The 20,215-nt window shown below is 65.0% G+C and carries 19 protein-coding genes; 10 read left to right on the plus strand and 9 right to left on the minus strand.

Annotated elements, in window-relative coordinates:
• Window positions 1-67 precede the first annotated feature (67 nt).
• From BLW71_RS19715 to BLW71_RS19740, 6 genes are all read right to left on the minus strand, one after another.
• Window positions 68-643, minus strand: a complete 576-nt coding sequence (locus BLW71_RS19715) for a DUF2946 family protein (protein ID WP_091799367.1) — start codon at window positions 641-643, stop codon at window positions 68-70.
• Window positions 636-1,799, minus strand: coding sequence for a YheT family hydrolase (locus tag BLW71_RS19720; protein ID WP_091801035.1), 1,164 nt, complete (start codon window positions 1,797-1,799; stop codon window positions 636-638). Before BLW71_RS19720 ends, BLW71_RS19715 begins: the two co-directional genes overlap by 8 nt.
• 40 nt (window positions 1,800-1,839) lie before the next feature.
• Entirely contained in the window at window positions 1,840-2,286 is a 447-nt protein-coding gene (locus BLW71_RS19725; RefSeq protein ID WP_091799370.1) for a nuclear transport factor 2 family protein, read from the minus strand.
• 167 nt (window positions 2,287-2,453) lie between these two features.
• Window positions 2,454-3,479 (minus strand): lipopolysaccharide heptosyltransferase II, encoded by a 1,026-nt coding sequence (waaF, locus tag BLW71_RS19730; protein ID WP_091799373.1) that lies wholly within the window; start codon window positions 3,477-3,479, stop codon window positions 2,454-2,456.
• Between the two features lie 370 nt (window positions 3,480-3,849).
• Complete coding sequence (locus BLW71_RS19735) at window positions 3,850-4,044, minus strand: zinc-finger domain-containing protein (protein WP_042321180.1); 195 nt, start codon at window positions 4,042-4,044, stop codon at window positions 3,850-3,852.
• A 62-nt stretch (window positions 4,045-4,106) separates the two neighbouring features.
• The gene (locus BLW71_RS19740; RefSeq protein WP_091799376.1) at window positions 4,107-5,030 is read right to left on the minus strand and encodes a branched-chain amino acid transaminase; all 924 of its coding nucleotides are present in this window, start codon (window positions 5,028-5,030) and stop codon (window positions 4,107-4,109) included.
• Between the two features lie 218 nt (window positions 5,031-5,248).
• Here BLW71_RS19740 and BLW71_RS19745 point away from each other — a divergent pair, with 218 nt between their 5' ends.
• The 9 genes from BLW71_RS19745 (at window position 5,249) to BLW71_RS19785 (ending at window position 15,052) form a co-directional block, all read left to right on the plus strand.
• The gene (locus BLW71_RS19745) at window positions 5,249-5,995 is read left to right on the plus strand and encodes an AzlC family ABC transporter permease (RefSeq protein ID WP_091801038.1); all 747 of its coding nucleotides are present in this window, start codon (window positions 5,249-5,251) and stop codon (window positions 5,993-5,995) included.
• Entirely contained in the window at window positions 5,992-6,315 is a 324-nt protein-coding gene (locus tag BLW71_RS19750; RefSeq protein ID WP_091799378.1) for an AzlD domain-containing protein, read from the plus strand. Before BLW71_RS19745 ends, BLW71_RS19750 begins: the two co-directional genes overlap by 4 nt.
• A gap of 272 nt (window positions 6,316-6,587) precedes the next feature.
• Window positions 6,588-7,781, plus strand: a complete 1,194-nt coding sequence (locus tag BLW71_RS19755; protein ID WP_091799381.1) for a phosphoglycerate kinase — start codon at window positions 6,588-6,590, stop codon at window positions 7,779-7,781.
• A gap of 454 nt (window positions 7,782-8,235) precedes the next feature.
• Window positions 8,236-9,672 (plus strand): pyruvate kinase, encoded by a 1,437-nt coding sequence (gene pyk, locus BLW71_RS19760; RefSeq protein ID WP_091799384.1) that lies wholly within the window; start codon window positions 8,236-8,238, stop codon window positions 9,670-9,672.
• Window positions 9,673-9,893: 221 nt separating this feature from the next.
• Entirely contained in the window at window positions 9,894-10,958 is a 1,065-nt protein-coding gene (gene fba / locus BLW71_RS19765) for a class II fructose-bisphosphate aldolase (RefSeq protein ID WP_091799387.1), read from the plus strand.
• 131 nt (window positions 10,959-11,089) lie between these two features.
• Complete coding sequence (locus BLW71_RS19770) at window positions 11,090-11,980, plus strand: phosphoribosylaminoimidazolesuccinocarboxamide synthase (protein WP_091799390.1); 891 nt, start codon at window positions 11,090-11,092, stop codon at window positions 11,978-11,980.
• A gap of 193 nt (window positions 11,981-12,173) precedes the next feature.
• Complete coding sequence (gene purE / locus BLW71_RS19775; protein ID WP_007180510.1) at window positions 12,174-12,692, plus strand: 5-(carboxyamino)imidazole ribonucleotide mutase; 519 nt, start codon at window positions 12,174-12,176, stop codon at window positions 12,690-12,692.
• A 112-nt stretch (window positions 12,693-12,804) separates the two neighbouring features.
• Window positions 12,805-14,001 carry a 5-(carboxyamino)imidazole ribonucleotide synthase gene (locus BLW71_RS19780; RefSeq protein ID WP_091799393.1) on the plus strand — a complete coding sequence of 399 codons (1,197 nt, stop codon included), beginning with the start codon at window positions 12,805-12,807 and terminating at the stop codon, window positions 13,999-14,001.
• Window positions 14,002-14,011: 10 nt separating this feature from the next.
• Window positions 14,012-15,052 (plus strand): L-threonylcarbamoyladenylate synthase, encoded by a 1,041-nt coding sequence (locus tag BLW71_RS19785; protein WP_091799396.1) that lies wholly within the window; start codon window positions 14,012-14,014, stop codon window positions 15,050-15,052.
• Window positions 15,053-15,149: 97 nt separating this feature from the next.
• Here the strand turns inward: BLW71_RS19785 and BLW71_RS19790 are convergent, their stop codons facing one another.
• The 3 genes from BLW71_RS19790 to dacB all read right to left on the minus strand — a co-directional run bounded on the left by BLW71_RS19790 (window position 15,150) and on the right by dacB (window position 19,330).
• Window positions 15,150-16,397, minus strand: coding sequence for an SGNH/GDSL hydrolase family protein (locus tag BLW71_RS19790; protein WP_091799399.1), 1,248 nt, complete (start codon window positions 16,395-16,397; stop codon window positions 15,150-15,152).
• 94 nt (window positions 16,398-16,491) lie between these two features.
• Entirely contained in the window at window positions 16,492-17,454 is a 963-nt protein-coding gene (locus BLW71_RS19795) for a sterol desaturase family protein (protein WP_091799404.1), read from the minus strand.
• Between the two features lie 187 nt (window positions 17,455-17,641).
• Window positions 17,642-19,330, minus strand: a complete 1,689-nt coding sequence (dacB, locus tag BLW71_RS19800; protein ID WP_091799407.1) for a D-alanyl-D-alanine carboxypeptidase/D-alanyl-D-alanine endopeptidase — start codon at window positions 19,328-19,330, stop codon at window positions 17,642-17,644.
• A gap of 219 nt (window positions 19,331-19,549) precedes the next feature.
• On the opposite strand from dacB, the gene BLW71_RS19805 reads away from it, so the two are divergent.
• A complete protein-coding gene (locus BLW71_RS19805; protein WP_091799410.1) occupies window positions 19,550-20,212 on the plus strand; it encodes a response regulator in 663 nt (220 codons plus the stop codon).
• The last annotated feature ends 3 nt before the right edge of the window (window positions 20,213-20,215 follow it).

Genomic DNA, 20,215 nt, shown 5'->3' on the forward strand with positions numbered 1-20,215 from the left:
TTGAGCTTCGCCGCGTTGATCCGGCCTCGCTCGCAGGAATCAGCTGCGGCGCGAGCCGGTAGGGTGCTTAAGCGGCTGAGGCGGCCGGACTCGGCACGAACCCGAAGTGCCCGGCAACATCGCCCCGCCTTACAGCCTGCAACGGCAACACGACCTGATTGTTCCAGCGAAACTCGCCGCTCATCGAGTCGTCCGCCAACGTTGCATGATCGGAGAACACCTCTAGATCATGATCGTGCAAGACCGCGACTTTCGGTGGCGCTGAGCCGTCGGTGAACAGAATCCCGCCTTCTTCATCCACGAACACGGCTGCGGGCTCGAAAGCGCCGCCGGCCTGATCCTGCAATGCGAGCGCGCCGCCGGCATCGGCCGACAACCTCACCACCCACGGCGTATAGCCCAGTTCGACATACACGCGCTGCGGGCCATTCTGGAAGAACCACTGCCCTTGCTCGTCGGCGTCGTAATTCCGGTTGATGAACCCGAGCAACGCTTCGTGGCGAATCGGCGTGCCGGGCGTTCCGCTTGCCTGGGCGGCCTCGTCGCGCATGCGCCAGTTGCCGCGCCTATCCAGCATCAGCCACCCGGTGCAACTCGGTACGTTTGGCCACTTGGCCAAGGCCTGCTTGACGATGTCATCCATGATCGAGGTGCCGCTCCAGATAGCCGAACACGCGCCGCGACAGCCAGTCGATGCGGCCCGGGAACGGCCCGGTCATAAAGCCGGCGTGGCCGCCGTGCCTGGGTTGGTCGAGTTCCACCGCCGCCGACACTTCATGCCGCGACGGCAATGCTTCAGCCGGCAGGAACGGGTCGTTGCGCGCGTTCAGCACCAGCGTCGGCACCTGAATATGCGGCAGCAACGGGCGCGTGGTCGCCGTGCTCCAGTACTCATCGGTATTGCGAAAGCCGTGCAGCGGCGCGGTCACCACGTTGTCGAACTCGTACATGGTGCGGCTCGCCAGCATCGCGTCACGGTCGAACAGGCCCGGAAACTGGATCAGCTTCTGCTCGGCCTTCTGCTTGAGCGTTTTCAGGAAGCTGCGCGTGTAGACGAGACCGAAGCCCTGTGACAACGCGCGGCCGCCGGCATGCACGTCGATGGGCGTCGAAATCGCCGCCGCGGCCGAGATCACCGACGCCGCGTCTTCGCGCCGCTCACCGAGCCAGCGCAGCAGCACATTGCCGCCAAGCGACACGCCGGCCGCAACGACCGGCCCGCGATGCGCGGCGCGCAAACGCCGCAGAATCCAGTCGACTTCGTTGCTGTCGGCGAGATGGTAGAAGCGCGGCATCCGGTTCAGCGGTCCGCTGCAACTGCGAAAGTGCGGCACGACGCCGTGCCAGCCGCACTCGCGCGCGGCCGCCATCAACGAGGCGGCGTAGTGCGAACCCGAACTGCCTTCCAGACCGTGAAACAGCACGAAGAGCGGGGCGGTGTCGGCGGGAACCCGACGCGCAGCACCGGGCGCGAGCGCTGATCGGGCCTGCGCGTCGTGCTCCACCCAGTCGAGATCGATGAAGTCGCCGTCGGGCGTGTCCCAGCGCTCGCGTCGAAACGAGACCGCGGGGCGGCGTGCGAACAATGACGGGACGATAGTCTGCGCGTGCCGGTTCGGCAGCCAGAGCGGCGCACGGTAGAGCAGCTCGACGGTGGCCTCGACCGCGGCGTCAACGGCAGCCTCGACTGCGGCCGCGGCGCGCGCGGTGCCGGAAGAAGCGGATTTGTCGTGCGCCGTTCCCGAATTGCGCGAGGGGACTTCCGTCGGTGCCGGGGACTGCCTGCGGGGCGTGCTCATACCTGCTTCAAAACGCGAAAAGTAAAACGCGCGGTGCGCGTCAGTGCAGCGACCCCTGGCCATGCCGCATTTTCGTGGCGAACTGGCTGGCGGCCTCATTGGGCATAGGACTCGCGTGAATATGCGCGATGCGCCATTCGCCGCGCTCGTGGACCATCACGTAAGTGGTGAACACCATGGCGGGCGTGGCCTTCGGATCGGCCGGGCGGTGCGCTTCGGCAATCGCGTAGACCACGGTGCCGAGGCTGTCGTAGACGCGGATGTCGAGCGGTTCGATGGAAACGGGCGCGGCTTCGAGCTGGACCTGCAAGCCGGCGCGAATGCTGTCGAGGCCGTGCAGGTGGGAACCGTCGGCGCAGATGCAGCTGACGAACTCTTCATCGATCCACAGACCCATCAAGCTGTCGATATTCACCTCGGCGACGGCCTGGTAATAGGCGTTCAGCGTATCGGCGGCGGCTTCGAAGATATGGGCAAAACGTGGCATGGCTCGTCAGTCTCTTGTGCGCGGCGCGCGGTTGCAAGGCAGCGGTCAGCGGGACAGCCCGGAACCGGACAATCGCACCCGAGCGCCAGAATGCCCGCGCCGCAAGGCGCGAACATGACGCGACGCGCTCAGGGGCGTGCGGTGTTGCGTGCAAGTATCAGCGGCGTTTAGCGTTGCGCCAGCAACATGCCGCGCAAATCGCCAAATACCTGCTCGGCGCTCAACTGCTTCAGGCAGTTCAGATGACCGAGCGGACACTCGCGCTCAAAACAGGGGCTGCATTCGAGATGAAGCCATTGTACCTTCGCAAGCTCGGACAAGGGCGGCGTGTGGCGCGGATCGGTCGAACCGTACACGGCCACCAGCGGCCGGCGCAGCGCGGCGGCCACGTGCATCAGCCCGGAGTCGTTGGTGACGACCGCATTGGCGCGCGAAATCAGCGCGCATGCTTCGCCCAGAGCGGTCTGGCCGCACAGGTTGCGCACGTTAGGCGCTTTCTCGGCGATAGCCTGCGCGAGCGGCGCATCTTTCGGCGAACCGAGCGCGACGATCTGCGTGTAGGGGAACGACTGACCCACCATCTGCGCAAGCGCCGCGAAGTGCTCGGGCGGCCAGCGCTTGGCGGGGCCGTATTCGGCGCCCGGACAGAACACCAGCAGCGGCACGCGCGTATCCAGATTGAAGCGCGCCGAGACGCGCGACGCTTCGTTCAGGTCCGCGTCGAGGCGGGGCATCGGCAGGTCGTCAGGCAACTTGGCGCCGGGCGCGTAGGCGAGGGCGGCGTACTGGCCCACCATGGGCGGGCGCTCGTCCTTGCGCGGATTCGCGTGGCGCACGTTCAACAGGCCATAGCGGCTTTCGCCGGTGTAGCCGATGCGCAGCCTGATCCCCGCCATCCACGGAATTAGCGCCGACTTGAGCGAGTTCGGCAGCACGTAGGCGGCGTCGTAGCCCACGTCGCGCAGGTCGCTCGCCAACTGCCAGCGGCGCAGCATTTGCAGCTTGCCGTGCGCGAGATCGGTGGCGTAGACGTCGCGGATTTCCGGCATGCGTTCGAGGACAGGCGCGACCCACGAGGGCGCGACCGCGTCGATGACGATGCGCGGATGCAATTTAACGAGGCGCGCAAACAGCGGCTGCGCCATCAATGCGTCACCGATCCAGTTCGGTGCGATAACCAACGCGCGACGCATCAGAATGAGTGTCCGGTGTCAAAACGAAGCCCCGCGCGAATTGTGCGCGTGGCATTCGGATAGGTAAAAAGGGAAAGGCCGCGAACCGCGTGGCGTGCTTCCGGCATGGCCGGAAGCACCGCGGAGGCGGCCCTGCTGTGGCGCGCCTGCTTTCGGCCCGGGCCGCGCGTTCGCGCCGGCGTGGTCACCGCCGGTTGCATGACCGGCACTGGCCCGTCGAATCACGAACCAGACCGTGACACGTGCAGCCGGTTACGACGCGAACCCTGCAGCGCAATCGCGCCACACCGCCTGCCACCTCGCCCGCGATAAAGCGGGCGCCCGGCCCGGCAAGCGGCGCCACGAGCAATCAATGCTCAGTGCGCCGTGTTCAATGACCCCTGACCACTTCGCCGTCGCGCAGCTTGTAACGCGTGCTGCAGTACGGGCACTTGGCTTCGCCGTGCGTGACGTCGATAAAGACGCGCGGATGGGCGCTCCAGCGCGGCATGGCCGGGTTCGGGCAGTAAGCCGGCAGGTCTTTTGCCGACAGTTCGACCAGCGGCATTTCCTTGATTTCGCTCATGAGGGATTCTCGTTGTATGCAGGGGGCGTGCGCGGCGCCGGCTCGCACCGGCGCCGCGCGCGTTAAATCTTGGTGAGCCAGTGCGCGTACTTGTCGCTCTTGCCGTTCACGATGTCGAAGAAGCCCGATTGCAGCTTTTCGGTGATCGGCCCGCGTGCGCCCGAGCCGATCGTGCGGTTGTCGAGTTCGCGGATCGGCGTGACTTCGGCGGCGGTGCCGGTGAAGAACGCTTCGTCGCAGGTATAGACTTCGTCGCGCGTGATGCGCTTTTCGATCACCTGAATGCCCGCGTCGCGCGCCAGCGTAATGACCGTGTCGCGCGTGATGCCGTCGAGGCACGACGCCAGGTCGGGCGTGTACAGCTTGCCGTTGTTCACGAGGAAGAAGTTCTCGCCGGAGCCTTCCGACACGTAGCCGTCCACGTCGAGCAGCAGCGCTTCGTCGTAACCGTCGGCGATGGCTTCCTGGTTGGCGAGGATCGAGTTCACGTACCAGCCCGACGCCTTGGCGCGGACCATCGACACGTTCACGTGATGGCGCGTGAACGACGAGGTCTTCACGCGGATGCCCTTGGTGATGCCTTCTTCACCGAGGTACGCGCCCCACGGCCAGGCCGCGATCGCCACGTGGATGGTGTTGCCCTTGGCCGAGACGCCGAGCTTTTCCGAACCGACCCAGATGATCGGGCGCAGATAGCAGGACTCGAGCTTGTTTTCGCGAACCACTTCGCATTGCGCGGCGGCGAGCGTTGCGTGGTCGAACGGCACGTCCATCTGGAAGATCTTGGCCGAGTTCAGCAGACGCTTGGTGTGTTCCTGCAGCCGGAAAATCGCGGTGCTGCCGTCTACCGTTTTGTAGGCGCGTACGCCCTCGAAGACGCCCATGCCGTAATGCAGCGTATGGGTGAGCACGTGGATCTTGGCATCGCGCCAGTCGATGAGCTTGCCATCCATCCAGATCTTGCCGTCACGGTCGGCCATTGACATACGATTCTCCAGCAGGTGCGTTGTTAGGCGTAGCTATGGCAGGTATCGCCAAGACCAGCATTTTAGCGTCTTTTGCACACGGAACGGGCATTTGGGCGCATTCCGGACGCTATAATCCAGCGCACGCATAAATCAAATCCGGATGCGCCAGCGGGTGCTTGACGACCTGGCGCCGACTTCCCTTCATTGCGACGCCTTTGGCGCCCGCGTTTCGCTTGATGCTCGCTCGCCTGTCAGAAACAGATCGCCGTGCCTTCCGCCAGGGCGCGCGCGACTATTCGCCCACGCTGATGGCGATTTTCTCCTGGGGCCTCGTCACCGGCATTGCCATGAGCAAGTCGGTGCTGACGCTGCCGCAGGCGCTCACCATGTCGCTGCTGTGCTATGCCGGCTCGTCGCAACTGGCGGTGCTGCCGCTGCTCGCCGCCAAGCTGCCGGTCTGGACCGTGCTGCTCACCGCCGCGATGGTGAATACGCGTTTCGTGATCTTCAGCGTCGGTCTGGCGCCGCATTTTTCCTATCTGTCGATGTGGCGGCGCATCGTGCTCGGCTATTTCAACGGCGACGTGATCTACCTGCTGTTCCAGAAGAAAAGCTTTCCGACCGGCTATGTGCCCGGCAAGGAGGCGTACTACTGGGGCATGGCGCTGTGCAGCTGGCTGTCGTGGCAGGTGTCGTCGATCGCCGGGATTCTGCTGGCAAGCCTGATTCCGGACAACTGGGGCCTCGCGCTCGCGGGCACGCTGGCGTTGCTGCCCATCATGGTGTCGGCGATCGCGACGCGCTCCACGCTGGTCGCGGTCACGATTGCCGGCGTGGTGTCGCTGCTCGCGTTCGACCTGCCGTACCGGCTCGCGCTGCCGCTCGCGGTGATCGCGGCGATCGTCGCGGGCAGCGCCGCCGACCTGATGGTCGAGCGCGCGGACCTGCGCCGCATTCGCAACAGCGCCGGAGGTTCCCAATGACGTCCACGCAGATCTGGCTGGCCATTTTCGGCATGACCTTCGTCACCGCCGTGACACGCGCGATGTTTCTAATCGGCGGCGAGCGCACCGTTTTGCCGGCGCGCGTTCAGCGCATGCTGCGCTATGCGCCGGCCGCGGCCTTGGCCGCCGTGGTGTTGCCGGATGTGCTGGCCACGCCCGACGGCCTGTCTTTCGCGCTGTCGAACCATGAGTTCTACGCCACGCTGGCGGGTCTCGCGTGGTTTTTGTGGCGGCGCACCATGCTCGGCACGATTGTCGTCGGAATGGTCGTCTTCACCTTATTGCGCCTCTTCATGTAGCTGGCGAGGCAGGAAATGTTGCGTCGCGGCATGCGCGTCGCATCCTTCAAATACGGGACATTCGCCGAGGTGCGGGTCAGAAGGCAGTGTGGATCAGTTAAAATGGTCGTTTCCGGGATAACCGCGCCGCTGCATGGCGCGCGAAGCCGCGGCCCAGCCGCCGGCACCCGACTCAGTGGAGCCGCTACCGTGCCTGAGCGCTGGAGTTCGCCGCGTTCGAGTGCCGCGCGCCGTCCGCCACCGCCTTTCCATCAACTCGCACACACACGCCCATGAACAAGGTATTGCGTCTCTCCGATCTGATCGCCGAAGGCAAGCTATCCGGCAAACGCGTGTTCATCCGCGCCGATCTGAACGTGCCGCAGGACGATCAAGGCAGCATCACCGAAGACACCCGTATCCGCGCCTCGGTGCCGGCGATCAAGGCGGCGCTCGACGCAGGCGCCGCCGTGATGGTCACGTCGCACCTGGGCCGCCCGACCGAAGGCGATTTCAAGCCGGAAGATTCGCTCGCGCCGGTCGCCAGGCGTCTGGCCGAACTGCTCGGCCGTGACGTGCCGCTGGTGGCGAACTGGGTGGAAAACGGCGTGAACGTCGCGCCGGGCTCGGTCGTGCTGCTGGAAAACTGCCGCGTCAACAAGGGCGAAAAGAAAGATTCCGACGAGCTCGCGCAAAAAATGGCGAAGCTCTGCGATATCTACGTGAACGACGCATTCGGCACGGCGCACCGCGCCGAAGCCACCACCCATGGCATCGCCAAGTACGCGCCCGTCGCATGTGCCGGCCCGCTGCTCGCCGCCGAACTCGAAGCGCTCGGCAAGGCGCTCGGCGCGCCGAAGCGTCCGCTGGTGGCGATCGTCGCCGGCTCGAAAGTGTCGACCAAGCTGACCATTCTGAAGTCGCTCGCCGACAAGGTCGATCAGCTGATCGTGGGCGGCGGCATCGCCAACACGTTCATGCTGGCCGCGGGCCTGAAAATCGGCAAGTCGCTCGCCGAAGCCGATCTGGTGAACGAAGCCAAAGCCATCATCGACGCCGCGAAAGCCCGCGGCGCTTCCGTGCCGATCCCGACCGACGTGGTCACGGCCAAGGAGTTTTCGCCGACCGCCAAGGCCGAAGTCAAGGCAGTCGCCGACGTTCAGGACGACGACCTGATCCTCGACATCGGGCCGGAAACGGCCAAGGTGCTCGCCGCGCAACTGGAAAAGGCCGGCACGATCGTGTGGAACGGTCCGGTCGGCGTGTTCGAATTCGACCAGTTCGGCAACGGCACGAAGACGCTGGCGGACGCCATCGCCAAATCGGCGGCGTTTTCGATTGCCGGCGGCGGCGATACGCTCGCTGCGATCGCCAAGTACGGCATCCACGACAAGGTCAGCTATATCTCGACAGGCGGCGGCGCTTTCCTCGAGTTCCTCGAAGGCAAGAAGCTGCCGGCGGTCGAAGTTCTGGAATCGCGGGCTTAACGTGGCGACGCGCTCCCCAACGGCAAAGTCTGCAAAAGCGCGCGGCGGCAAGCCGCGCAATCTCGCGGCAGAATCGGCAGGGGAGCGCGCGGCGCGCTCCGCGGCCACGCCGGCAGCGCTCGAGTCCGCGGTTGATGCCGCGGTCGGTTCAGCTAGCCAGCAGCAGGAAGTATCCGGGGCGTCCCTCGCGTTCGCGGAGTTGACCACTGTCAGTGAGGCAGCGGAATTGTCCAGCGCAGATGCTGGAGAGACCGCCTCGCCGTCCGCAGAACTCCCCGACGAAGAACTCGTCCCCCCACCAGCGCGCCCCGTGCTGGTCTCGAATACCGCTTCACCCCATAAAGCGACGCTGGTTTCAACCGGCGCGCAGCCCCCGGCAGCATCCTTCGGTGCGCAGCCTCCGCATCCGACTCGCAGCGCTCTTTCCAGCGATCTCACCCAGACGAGGAGACTCATGCATCGCGCCACCAAGATTGTCGCTACCATCGGACCGGCTTCCAATACGCCGGAAATCCTGCTGCAAATGATTCAGGCAGGGTTGGACGTGGTGCGGCTCAATTTCTCGCACGGCACCGCCGACGACCACCGCCAGCGCGCCGAATTCGTGCGCGAGGCGGCCCGCCAGGCCGGCCGCGAAGTCGCCATCATGGCGGACCTGCAAGGCCCGAAGATCCGGGTCGGCAAATTTGAAAACGGCAAGATCATGCTGGTCGCCGGCGAGCCGTTCGTGCTCGACGCGGACTGCGAACTCGGCAACGAGCAACGCGCCGGTCTCGACTACAAGGACCTGCCGCGCGACCTGAAACCGGGCGACGTGCTGTTGCTCAACGACGGCCTGATCGTGCTGGACGTCTCGCGTGTGATCGGCAACGAGATCCACACGGTCGTCAAGATCGGCGGTGAGCTGTCGAACAACAAAGGCATCAACCGCCAGGGCGGCGGCCTGTCCGCTCCCGCGCTGACCGCCAAGGACATGGAAGACATTCGCACCGCCATGTCGCTCAGCGTCGATTATGTCGCGGTATCGTTCCCGAAGAACGCCACCGACATGGAAATGGCCCGCCAGCTGGCGAACATCGCCGGCGCGCCGTTCGGCATCAAGCCGAAGATGATCGCCAAAATCGAGCGTGCGGAAGCCATTCCGGCGCTGCAAGGGATTCTCGACGCATCAGACGGCATCATGGTGGCGCGCGGCGATCTGGCCGTGGAAGTGGGGAATGCCGCAGTTCCGGCGCTGCAAAAGCGCATGATTCGTATGGCACGCGAATCGAACAAGTTCGTGATCACCGCCACGCAGATGATGGAGTCGATGATCCACGCGCCGGTGCCGACCCGCGCCGAAGTGTCGGACGTCGCGAATGCCGTGCTGGACGGCACGGACGCGGTGATGCTGTCGGCGGAATCGGCGGCGGGCAAGTATCCGGTGCAGACCATCGAGACCATGGCGGCGATCTGTATCGAAGCCGAGAAGTCGGAGCAGTCGGAGCTGGACAAGGATTTCCTCGACCGCACGTTCACGCGGATCGACCAGTCGATCGCCATGGGCGCGCTCTTCACGGCGTTCCATCTGGGCGCGAAGGCGATCGTGGCGTTGACGGAATCCGGTTCGACCGCGCTGTGGATGTCGCGTCACTCGACCCACGTGCCGATCTTCGCGCTCACGCCGCGCGTCGGCAGCGAACGGGCCATGGCGCTGTATCGCAACGTGACGTCGCTGCATCTGGACACCAACACCGACCGCGACACGGCGTTGCAGCAGGCGTTGGAAACCGTGGTGAGCAAGGGTTACGCGTCGCGCGGCGATATGGTGGTGCTGACTGTCGGCGAGCCGATGGGGCAGGCCGGCGGTACGAATACGCTGAAGATCGTACGGGTGGGCGAGCCGTATTGATCGGATCGACCCACATGGCTCGATCGGCACGCAGTTGATTGGACGAAGCATGCTGCCATGCCCCGCGAGAGGCGGCGCACCGGCTCCAATCGCGCGTTGCAGCGGGTAGGACCGCTCCGCGCTTTAGGGAAGGTGTGAACGGGTATGCGGCTTGCTTCGCGATAAAATCGCCCAAAAGATGCCGACGGCACAAGAATTCGTTTCAATCTAAGGAGTTAAGCATGCCTCTCGTATCAATGCGTCAACTGCTGGACCATGCCGCTGAAAATGGCTACGGCCTGCCGGCATTCAACGTGAACAACCTGGAGCAGGTGCAGGCGATCATGGCAGCGGCCGACAAGGTCAACGCACCGGTCATCATGCAGGCATCGGCCGGCGCGCGTAAGTACGCGGGCGAGGCGTTCCTGCGCCACCTGATCGAAGCCGCGGTCGAGTCGTATCCGCATATTCCGGTCGTGATGCACCAGGACCACGGCCAGTCGCCGGCGGTCTGCATGGCCGCAATCCGCAGCGGCTTCACCAGCGTGATGATGGACGGTTCGCTCGAAGCCGACGGCAAGACGGTCGCATCGTACGAGTACAACGTCGAGGTGTCGCGCAAGGTCGTGGAAGCGGCGCATTCGATCGGTATCACGGTGGAAGCGGAACTGGGCGTGCTCGGTTCGCTGGAAACCATGAAGGGCGACAAGGAAGACGGCCACGGCGCGGAAGGCACGATGACGCGCGAGCAACTGTTGACCGATCCGGAGCAGGCAGCCGACTTCGTCAAGCTGACCCAGTGCGACGCGCTGGCCATCGCGATCGGTACGTCGCACGGCGCGTACAAGTTCAGCAAGAAGCCCACGGGCGACATTCTGTCGATCCAGCGCATCAAGGAGATCCACCAGCGCATTCCGAACACGCACCTGGTCATGCACGGTTCGTCGTCGGTGCCGCAGGAATTGCTGGCTGAAATCCGCGAATTCGGCGGCGACATGAAGGAAACCTACGGCGTGCCGGTCGAGGAAATCCAGGAAGGCATCAAGAACGGCGTGCGCAAGGTCAATATCGACACCGACCTGCGTCTGGCGATCACCGGCGCGATCCGCCGCTACATGGCGACCAACCCGGGCAAGTTCGATCCGCGCGACTACCTGAAGCCGGCGCGCGAAGCGGCGATGAAGATCTGTATCGAGCGCTACACGCAATTCGGCTGCGAAGGCCAGGCCGGCAAGATCAAGCCGGTCACGCTTGATAAAATCGCGGAGAAGTACAAATCGGGCGAGCTCGCGCAAGTCGTCCGCTAAGCTATCACTATGTCTGCGCCTGGCCGTTTGGCCAGGTTGTCGTTAGATCGCCGTTCCCGCATCATCCGGGGAACGGCGTTTCCCTTTTGTTCCGGTCACACTTTTTGCCTCACTTTTAGCGAACCACGACGATGTCTACCCTCTACGAATCCACGCTCCGCTCGCTGCCGTTGCTCGGCCGCGGTAAAGTCCGCGACAACTATGCGGTGGGCAACGACCAGTTGCTGATCGTCACGACCGACCGTCTGTCGGCGTTCGACGTCATCATGGGCGAGCCGATTCCGAATAAGGGCCGCGTGCTCAACGAAATGGCGAACTTCTGGTTCGAAAAACTCAAGCACGTGGTGCCGAACCACCTCACGGGCGTCGCGCCCGAATCCGTGGTGGCGGCAGACGAAGTCGAGCAGGTCAAGGGCCGCGCGGTGGTGGTGAAGCGCCTCGAGCCGATCCTCGTCGAAGCCGTGGTGCGCGGCTATCTGGCCGGCAGCGGCTGGAAAGACTACCAGGCAACCGGTTCGGTGTGCGGCGTCGAACTGCCGCCGGGTCTGCAGAACGCGCAGAAGCTGCCCGAGCCGATTTTCACGCCGGCGGCCAAGGCCGAAATGGGCCACCACGACGAAAACATCACATACGACGAGATGGAGCGCCGCATCGGCACCGAACTGTCGGCCACGATCCGCGACATCTCGATCAAGCTGTACAAGGAAGCCGCTGATTACGCGGCCACGCGCGGCATCATCATCGCGGATACGAAGTTCGAGTTCGGTCTGGACAACCACGGCAAGCTATACCTGATGGACGAGGCGCTGACCGCGGATTCGTCGCGTTTCTGGCCGGCGGACCAGTACCAGGTCGGCACCAACCCGCCGTCGTTCGACAAGCAGTTCGTGCGCGACTGGCTCGAAACCCAGCCGTGGAAGAAAGAGCCGCCGGCACCCAAGCTGCCGGACGAGGTGGTCACGAAGACGGGCGAGAAGTATCAGGAAGCGCTCGAGCGCCTGACCGGACATAAGCTCGCCTGATTACGCGCACCGCCTGGATTTGCGCAGCCTGAGAAAAGGCCGCCCCAGGGGTGCCGCTGCGCGGGAAGTCCCTCGCCAAAGAAAGTCCCTCGCCCCGAAGGAAGACGCCTTGAGGGATTGAGGGATCGCCCTCCCGGAATCCGGCGCGAAGCGACCGGTCGGGGGCGCTCTCAAGAAACAAGGAAGCCGTAAGATGAGTGAAGCTCAAACCGCCCACACGCATGGCGCGCCGGTCGTCGGCGTGCTGATGGGCTCCAGTTCCGACTGGGAAGTCATGAAAAACGCCGTGGCCATTCTGCAGGAATTCGGCGTGCCCTACGAAGCCAAGGTCGTGTCCGCGCACCGCATGCCCGACGAAATGTTCGCCTATGCTGAAAGCGCGCGTGAGCGCGGCATTCGCGCGATCATCGCCGGCGCCGGCGGTGCGGCGCACCTGCCGGGCATGCTGGCCGCCAAGACCACGGTGCCGGTGCTCGGCGTGCCGGTGGCGAGCAAGTACCTGAAGGGCGTCGATTCGCTGCATTCGATCGTACAGATGCCTAAGGGCGTGCCGGTCGCCACGTTTGCGATTGGTGAAGCCGGCGCGGCGAACGCGGCGCTGTTCGCCGTGTCGCTCCTGAGCGGCACGAGCAACGAGTATGCGGAAAAGCTGGCTGCATTCCGCGTGCGCCAGAATGAAGCGGCCCACGCCATGGTGCTGCCGGCGCTGTAAGCGCACAGACTGATTGCTTGAAGACGTTCCCTGTCAGACCCCCGGCCGGGTGCCTGCCATCGCATTGCAAGCACGCATTGCAAACAGCACCCGGCCGCGACCGACCACTAAGATGAACCCAGACAACACACCGGTTTCACCGATTCTGCCCGGCGCATGGCTTGGCATGGTCGGTGGCGGCCAGCTCGGCCGCATGTTCTGTTTTGCCGCTCAGGCCATGGGCTATCGCGTCGCCGTGCTCGATCCGGACGAAAACAGTCCGGCGGGCGCCGTCGCCGATCGCCATCTGCGCGCGGCATACACCGACGAAGCATCGCTGACCGAACTCGCGCGACTGTGCGCCGCAGTGTCCACCGAGTTCGAGAACGTGCCGGCCGCGAGCCTCGATTTCCTCGCGCGGACCACCTTCGTGAGTCCGGCCGGCCGCTGCGTCGCCGTGGCCCAGGACCGCATTGCCGAGAAGCGCTTCATCGCCTCATCGGGCGTGACGGTCGCGCCGCACGTGGTGATCGAATCGTCGGACGCGCTGGCCGCACTCGACGACGCCAGACTCGAAGCCGTGCTGCCGGGTATTCTCAAGACCGCGCGCCTCGGCTACGACGGCAAAGGGCAGATTCGCGTGCGCAACGCCGAGGAAGTGCGCGAAGCGCATGCTTCGCTCGCCGGCGTGCCCTGCGTGCTGGAAAAGCGCTTGCCGTTGAAGTTCGAAGTGTCCGCGCTGATCGCGCGGGCGGCGAGCGGCGCCTCGGTGGTCTATCCACTTGCGCAGAACACGCATCGCGACGGCGTGCTGTCGCACACCATCGTCCCGGCGCCGGACGCGAGCCCGACACTGGTCCAGCAAGCGCAACAGGCCGCGCTGCAAATCGCCGACAAGCTCGGCTACGTGGGCGTGCTGTGCGTCGAGTTTTTCATCCTCGAAGACGGTTCGCTGGTCGCCAATGAAATGGCGCCGCGTCCGCACAACTCCGGCCATTACACCGTCGACGCCTGCGCGACCAGCCAGTTCGAGCAGCAGGTGCGCGCCATGACCGGTATGCCGCTTGGCGACACGCGCCAGCACTCGCCCGCCGTAATGCTGAACATTCTCGGCGACGTGTGGTTTCCGGACGGCCCGAAGCGCCCGGCCGTCACGCCGCCGTGGCAGGAAGTCGCCGCGATGCCGGCCGCGCGTTTGCATCTGTACGGCAAGGAGGAGGCGCGTTGTGGCCGGAAGATGGGCCACGTGAACTTCACGGCCGCTACGCTCGAAGAAGCTCGCACGGCTGCGCGCGATTGCGCGCGTCTCCTGCACATCATCACGGGCTGACACGAGCGCCATGCCGGATCAACAGAAACCTGCCGAAGGCGCATTGCCTGTGAGCGCCACGCAGATCGAACACGCGGCGGCTCTGCTCGACGCGGGGGAGCTGGTCGCTTTTCCGACAGAGACGGTGTACGGCCTCGGCGGCGACGCGGAGAATCCCGACGCGGTCGCGCGGATTTATGCGGCGAAGGGCAGGCCGGCGAATCATCCGGTCATCGTGCATCTCGCGCCGCACGGCGATCCGAACTACTGGGTCGAGCACTTGCCCGCGGAGGCACAGCGGCTCATCGACGCGTTCTGGCCCGGGCCGCTCACGTTGATCCTGAAGCGCGCCGCGCGCATTCCGGCGGCAGTCAGCGGCGGCCAGGATTCGGTGGGGCTGCGCTGTCCGTCGCATCCGGTCGCGCAAGCCTTGCTCGAGGCGTTCAGCGCATTGCGCGGCGGACATGGCGGTGTCGCGGCGCCGTCGGCGAACCGTTTTGGACATGTGAGCCCAACCACGGCGCAACATGTGCGGGACGAGTTCGGCAACACGATTCATGTGCTGGACGGCGGCGCGTCGGACGTCGGTATCGAATCGACCATTCTGGATTTGTCGCGCGGCTTTCCGGCGTTGTTGAGGCCGGGGCGCGTGACGCCGCAAGATATCGCCGAAGTGCTCGGCGAGGCGCCGCGCTTGCCAGACGGCTCGGACGCGACTGCGCCGCGCGCTTCCGGCACGTTGAAGGCGCATTACGCGCCGAGCACGCCGTTGGCGCTATTGCCGTTTAACGCGCTGGAGACTTTGCTTGCCGCGCGGCAAGCGGATGAGCGCGTGGCATTGGTTGCGCGCGCTTCCCGTGCGGGACATTGGGCCGATGCCGAGGGCGTGCATTTCATCGCCGCACCGGAAGATCCGCATGTCTACGCGCGTGAACTATATGGCTTGCTGAGGGCGCTCGACCGCGCGAACGTCTCGCGTATTCTTATCGAGAAGCTGCCGGATACGATCGAGTGGATCGCGGTAAATGACCGGTTGGGGCGGGCGGCCGCTGCGTTCGAAGCGCAGGGATAGCGTCGACAGCGCCCGGTTGAACTCAGCCGGGCCTGGCTTCCCCGCAAAGGCGACGGCGGATCGCCGGATCCGCCGCGTTACCTGCCGCGTTACCTGATTACTTGCCCAACCCCGTTGCCGCGATCTGCTGCTGCACGTACTGCGCGAACAACGCGTGCAGGTGCGTGCTCGGGTGAACCGTGTCCGCGAACATGTAAGTCTGGTCAGCGCCAGCCACCGTGTAAGTTTGCGGCGAGCAGAACAGCGACGAGCCAAACTGTGCGCCGTACTGGGCCGGGGTCAGTCCGTTCGTTGCGCTCGGATTCGCCGTGGCGTAAGCGGTTGCGTTGCTCTGCATCGACGCCAGGTTACACGCCGTGCCGGTGTTGGACACCGTGAAGCCCAGCGCCTGGTAGTTCGGCAACTGCTGATCCAGCCACGTGAAGGCGTCGGCCACGATGACCTTGCCCGTACCCACCAGGCCGCGGGCCGTCAGGTTCTGCACCAGCAGGTAGTTATACGCCGCGGTAATCCCGGACAGCAGCGCAGCCGTGCCAGGCGTGGACGCGTTGGCCGACACGCCGAGCGGCGTATTGCCGATGTCCGGCACCGTCGACACCACCACGTGGGTTGCGCCCGAGTTGACGATGGTCTGCACTTGCGCCGCGAGCTGGGTGGCGGCCTGCGCGATCTGCGGGTTGGGCAACTGCTGCAGGTAGCCGACGATAAACGCGACCTGGCCCGCCTGCGAGTTCGGCAGTTTGCCGGCCTGCACGAGTTGCGGGTATTGCGTCTGGAGCGCGGCGCCGAGTGCTGTCAGATTGGTGGTGGTCCCCGCGAACTGGAAGATGTCGTTCGCGCCGCCGTTGATCAGCACGAGCTGGTTCGCATTGAAGCTCGTATGCGCACCCAGGTAGTTAGCCACCTGCGTCACGACCGGCACGGTCGTCGCGGCCATGTTGTTGGGCGCCCAGCCTTGACCTTGCGCGTTCACGACGTCCGAGCCGCCCTGCGCGTAACCGTAGCCGCCCGCTGCGACCAGCGGCTGGCCAAAGCCGCCGAGGTACGCCGGCTTCAACGTGTCGCCGTAGTATTCCGCGACCTTCTGGGTCCACACTTCACCCGGGTTCGTCGTGAAGCGGCCGCCGCCGAAGCTCCCCTGAATCACCGGTGCGTACGTGCCGACGTCCGAGAGGCTGTCGCCGAACGACACGACCTGCAACTTGACGCCGCCCGCAGGCGTGCTGCTCGCATTGTTGTTGTCGCTACCCCCGCCGCAAGCCGCGAGCAGGGCGAACGCCGTGCTGGCAATGGCGATCTGCGTCACGCGCAGCCAATGTTGTTTCCGCGATGCTGTTTGCTTCATGTTGACTACATCTCCTCGTATGTTTGGCCCTTATGCCATGTGTTGCAGGCAGCGCCCGCCGCTTAGGCGGCGTGACGACAGCTTACAGAATCTTCTACGGCCTGCGCGGGGTTTGAAACGCGGCCGTATGGTCTTGATTCACGCGAATCGCTTCGCTCGAATTTCCGCTTGAATCCGCGTGCGACGCCGATGAACCGGCGGCGCGCCGCGCGTGATAATCCGTCGCCCACGAGGGCGGCGCAAACAGTGCGCGCAGCTTGTTGCGCCAGCCGCGCACGCTCGCGAAGTCGGCGCCCATCGACGCCCATTCGTGAAACGTCGCCTTCAGCGGGTTATACGTGTGAAGGGGCTCGACGATGCCGTAGACCGGCGCATCGCGCTCGTCTTCCTCGACATAGCTGCCGAACAGGCGATCCCAGATCACCAGCACGCCGGCATAGTTGCGGTCGATATAGCGGTCGTTGCGCGCGTGGTGCACGCGATGGATCGACGGCGTGTTGAACACGTATTCGAGCCAGCCGAGTTTGCCGATGGCCTGCGTATGCACGAAAAACTGAAAGCCCAAGTTGATCAGCACGATCGCGACGATCTGCTTCGGCGGAAAGCCGAGCACGGCAAGCGGTGTCCAGAACAGCCACATGCCCGCGATCGGATACATCAGGCTCTGGCGGAACGCGGTCGAAAAATTCATGCGCTCCGACGAGTGATGCACGACATGCGCGGCCCATAGCCAGCGCACGCGATGGCTGCAGCGATGGAACACGTAGTAGAGCAGATCCTGAGCGACGAACAGCACAACGAACGAGACCCAACTCGCCTGCCACGTGTAGATGCGGTAGTGATCGTAGAAGAACGCGTAGACGGGAATGACGGCGAGCCACGCGAGCTTGTCGGCGCCCTGGTGCATCAGCGCGAGCGCCGTGTTGCAGAGCGTGTCGCGCCAGCTATAGAGTTGCGCGCCCGGACGCGTGCGCAACAGGTGCCACGCCTCCCAGCCGATGCATGCGAGAAAGACTGGCGCCATGGCGAGCAGCAGCAATTCGGCATCGAATTGCATGGTGTCTTCCTCCGTGGTCCCTGGCCGCCGCGCGGTGCGCGAGCGGTGTTGTCGTTATTGTTCGAGTGGACCGTCAGCGGTGTGCGGTCCCGGCGCCACGTCCAGCGTTTTACGCGCGCCTCAAACACTGCCCGACAGCGTACACGCTAGAGGACGTTGCCGCGCGCGGCTTCGCTAGAAGGAACACTCAGTGAGCGCCGCGCTGGTGCGGGTTTTTCCTGGGCTTGCTGCTGCGCGGTTCGACGACGGGATCGGAAACTTTGGTGAAACCTTGAGACGGGCCCTGGTACACCCATTCGAGCAGCGCATCATGCGCAGCGCGAGCGGCTTCTGAATGCGGATCGTTGATCAGGCTGACGACCACGTAACTATTGCCGTCAGCCGAGGCCACATAGCCCGCGATTGCCCGAACGTCGCGCAACGTGCCGGTCTTGATATGCGCGTTGCCGCCCGCGCCCTGGTTGGTCAGCCGATTGCGCATGGTGCCGTCCACGCCCGCGATCGGCAGCGACTCCACGAACACCTGCGCGACCGGACTCGCGTTGGCCCGTTGCAGCAGATCGGCGAGCGCGAGTGCGGTGATGTGCTCGTCGCGCGAGAGGCCCGAGCCGTTGTCGAGCGTCAGATATTCCATGTTGATGCTGTCGCGGCGCAGAAACGCTTCGATTGCACGCGCCGACTTGGCGGGCGTGGCGGGACCCTTTTCCTCGGCCGCGCCGATCGTCAGGAACAGATTGCGCGCCATCGTGTTGTTGCTGAATTTGTTGATGTCGCGAACGATGTCGGACAGCATCGGCCCCTGGTGTGTCGCCACGAGTTTGGCGCCCACGGGTACGGCGCCTTCGCGCGTCGCGCCGCTGAACGTGCCGCCGGTCTGTTGCCACAGCGCGAGAAAACCGCCCGCGAAAAATGCCGAGTGATCGAGCACCGCGACGTTGATCGTGCGCGGGCCGCAGCGCACCGAATAGTCGCCGTCGAACGAGGCGACGACGGTGCCGTTCGGCTGCGGCGTGACGGTGGGCGACACGGAGGCCGCGTCGCCGCGGCATGGACCGTTGACAGCGTGCATCTGGTTGTCGATCTGTAACTGCGCGAGCGCGGGCAGCACGTCGATCGCGACGCTGCCGTCGGGCGACGGCGTCAGTGTGAAGGACAGCGATTTGAACGCGTAGAGCAGCGGATCGGGGCCGACGTTGTACGGCGCGGTGGCGTCGTCGTCGAACGGCGGCAGGTCGCGCGTGGACGGATCGAAGTAGCGCTTGTCGAGCACCAGCGCGCCGTCTATGCCGTTGATGCCCGCCTTGTGAATCTTCTGGACGAGATCGATCAGTTCTTCCGGCACGAGCTTCGGGTCGCCCGTGCCCTGAATGTAGAGGTTGCCGTGCAGCACGCCGTTGGCGTCGACCGTGCCGTCCGTATAGGCGCTCGTGCGCCAGCGGTAGTCGGGGCCGAGGATCGACAACCCCGAGTAGGTGGTGACGAGCTTCATGGTCGAGGCGGGCATCATCGGCTTGCCGGCGTTCAGCGCGACGATCGGCGTGCGGTCGCCGACTTTCTCCACCACCACGCTGATCGACGACAGCGGCACGTGTGCGCGCTGCAAGCCGGCCATCACTTGCGGCGGCAATACCGTGGTGACGTTGACGCTCGGATGCGCGGCCTTGACGCGAGCCTGCGCGGCGAGCGGCAGCGAGGCGCTGCAGCCGAGCGCGACGCAGGCGAGCAGCCAGGCGCTCGCGCGCGGCGCGAAGCAGCGAGGCAGCCGAGATGCGCAAGCAGTGGGAACAGTGGAAGCAGTAGAAGCAGACGGGAAACCCGGACGCTGCGCGGCAAGGCGCACGCGGCGTGCGAGAGAAGACAGAAAAGCGTGCGTCATGGACGGGCGAAAAAGCAAAATGTCAGGGCGTGGGGCACGCGGTAATCCGGGTTGCGGCAGGGCGTCGCGTGATACACGGACGAATCGCCGGCCGCGCGACGCAAAGCGCCCATTGTAGTGACATGCCGCGAGGCTGCGGTGGAAAATGCGCCACGCGCCGCACATGCTCGAGGCGGGCGCTAGAATGCGGCATCATTGAACGATTCGGAACGGATAACCATGCGCATCTTGCTAGTCGAAGACGACCGGATGATCGCCGAAGGCGTGCGCAAGGCGCTGCGCGGCGAAGGCTTCGCGGTCGACTGGGTGGAAGACGGGGAAGCAGCGCTCAGCGCGGCGGCCAGCCAGCCTTACGATCTCGTACTGCTCGACCTGGGGCTGCCCAAGCGCGACGGTCTCGACGTGCTGCGCATGCTGCGCGCACGCGGCCATGCGTTGCCGGTGCTGATCGTCACCGCGCGCGACGCCGTGGCGGATCGCGTCAAGGGCCTCGACGCCGGCGCCGACGACTACCTCGTCAAGCCTTTCGATCTCGACGAACTCGGCGCCCGCATGCGCGCGCTGATTCGCCGTCAATCCGGGCGCAGCGATTCGACCATCCGCCTCGGCAATCTGACGCTCGATCCCGCCTCGCATCAGGTCACGCTCGACGGCTCGCCGGTGGCGTTGTCGGCGCGTGAATTCGCGCTGCTCGAGGCGCTGCTCGCGCGTCCCGGCGCCGTGCTCTCGAAGAGCCAGCTCGAAGAAAAAATGTACGGCTGGGGTGAGGAGATCGGCAGCAATACCGTCGAGGTCTACATTCACGCGCTGCGCAAGAAACTCGGTGCGGACCTGATCCGCAACGTACGCGGTCTGGGCTACATGATCGCTAAGGACGCCTGAGCC

The organism is Burkholderia sp. WP9 (assembly GCF_900104795.1).
Taxonomy (GTDB): domain Bacteria; phylum Pseudomonadota; class Gammaproteobacteria; order Burkholderiales; family Burkholderiaceae; genus Paraburkholderia.

Excerpts from the sequence above, each read along its gene's own strand:
- waaF (WP_091799373.1), bottom strand. The coding sequence starts at position 3,479 with ATGCGTCGCGCGTTGGTTATCGCACCGAACTGGATCGGTGACGCATTG.
- purE (WP_007180510.1), top strand. The coding sequence starts at position 12,174 with ATGAGTGAAGCTCAAACCGCCCACACGCATGGCGCGCCGGTCGTCGGC.
- BLW71_RS19715 (WP_091799367.1), bottom strand. The coding sequence starts at position 643 with ATGGATGACATCGTCAAGCAGGCCTTGGCCAAGTGGCCAAACGTACCG.
- BLW71_RS19720 (WP_091801035.1), bottom strand. The coding sequence starts at position 1,799 with ATGAGCACGCCCCGCAGGCAGTCCCCGGCACCGACGGAAGTCCCCTCG.
- BLW71_RS19780 (WP_091799393.1), top strand. The coding sequence starts at position 12,805 with ATGAACCCAGACAACACACCGGTTTCACCGATTCTGCCCGGCGCATGG.
- BLW71_RS19750 (WP_091799378.1), top strand. The coding sequence starts at position 5,992 with ATGACGTCCACGCAGATCTGGCTGGCCATTTTCGGCATGACCTTCGTC.
- fba (WP_091799387.1), top strand. The coding sequence starts at position 9,894 with ATGCCTCTCGTATCAATGCGTCAACTGCTGGACCATGCCGCTGAAAAT.
- BLW71_RS19725 (WP_091799370.1), bottom strand. The coding sequence starts at position 2,286 with ATGCCACGTTTTGCCCATATCTTCGAAGCCGCCGCCGATACGCTGAAC.
- BLW71_RS19740 (WP_091799376.1), bottom strand. The coding sequence starts at position 5,030 with ATGTCAATGGCCGACCGTGACGGCAAGATCTGGATGGATGGCAAGCTC.
- BLW71_RS19805 (WP_091799410.1), top strand. The coding sequence starts at position 19,550 with ATGCGCATCTTGCTAGTCGAAGACGACCGGATGATCGCCGAAGGCGTG.
- dacB (WP_091799407.1), bottom strand. The coding sequence starts at position 19,330 with ATGACGCACGCTTTTCTGTCTTCTCTCGCACGCCGCGTGCGCCTTGCC.
- BLW71_RS19745 (WP_091801038.1), top strand. The coding sequence starts at position 5,249 with ATGCTCGCTCGCCTGTCAGAAACAGATCGCCGTGCCTTCCGCCAGGGC.
- BLW71_RS19785 (WP_091799396.1), top strand. The coding sequence starts at position 14,012 with ATGCCGGATCAACAGAAACCTGCCGAAGGCGCATTGCCTGTGAGCGCC.
- BLW71_RS19770 (WP_091799390.1), top strand. The coding sequence starts at position 11,090 with ATGTCTACCCTCTACGAATCCACGCTCCGCTCGCTGCCGTTGCTCGGC.
- BLW71_RS19735 (WP_042321180.1), bottom strand. The coding sequence starts at position 4,044 with ATGAGCGAAATCAAGGAAATGCCGCTGGTCGAACTGTCGGCAAAAGAC.
- pyk (WP_091799384.1), top strand. The coding sequence starts at position 8,236 with ATGCATCGCGCCACCAAGATTGTCGCTACCATCGGACCGGCTTCCAAT.
- BLW71_RS19755 (WP_091799381.1), top strand. The coding sequence starts at position 6,588 with ATGAACAAGGTATTGCGTCTCTCCGATCTGATCGCCGAAGGCAAGCTA.
- BLW71_RS19790 (WP_091799399.1), bottom strand. The coding sequence starts at position 16,397 with ATGAAGCAAACAGCATCGCGGAAACAACATTGGCTGCGCGTGACGCAG.
- BLW71_RS19795 (WP_091799404.1), bottom strand. The coding sequence starts at position 17,454 with ATGCAATTCGATGCCGAATTGCTGCTGCTCGCCATGGCGCCAGTCTTT.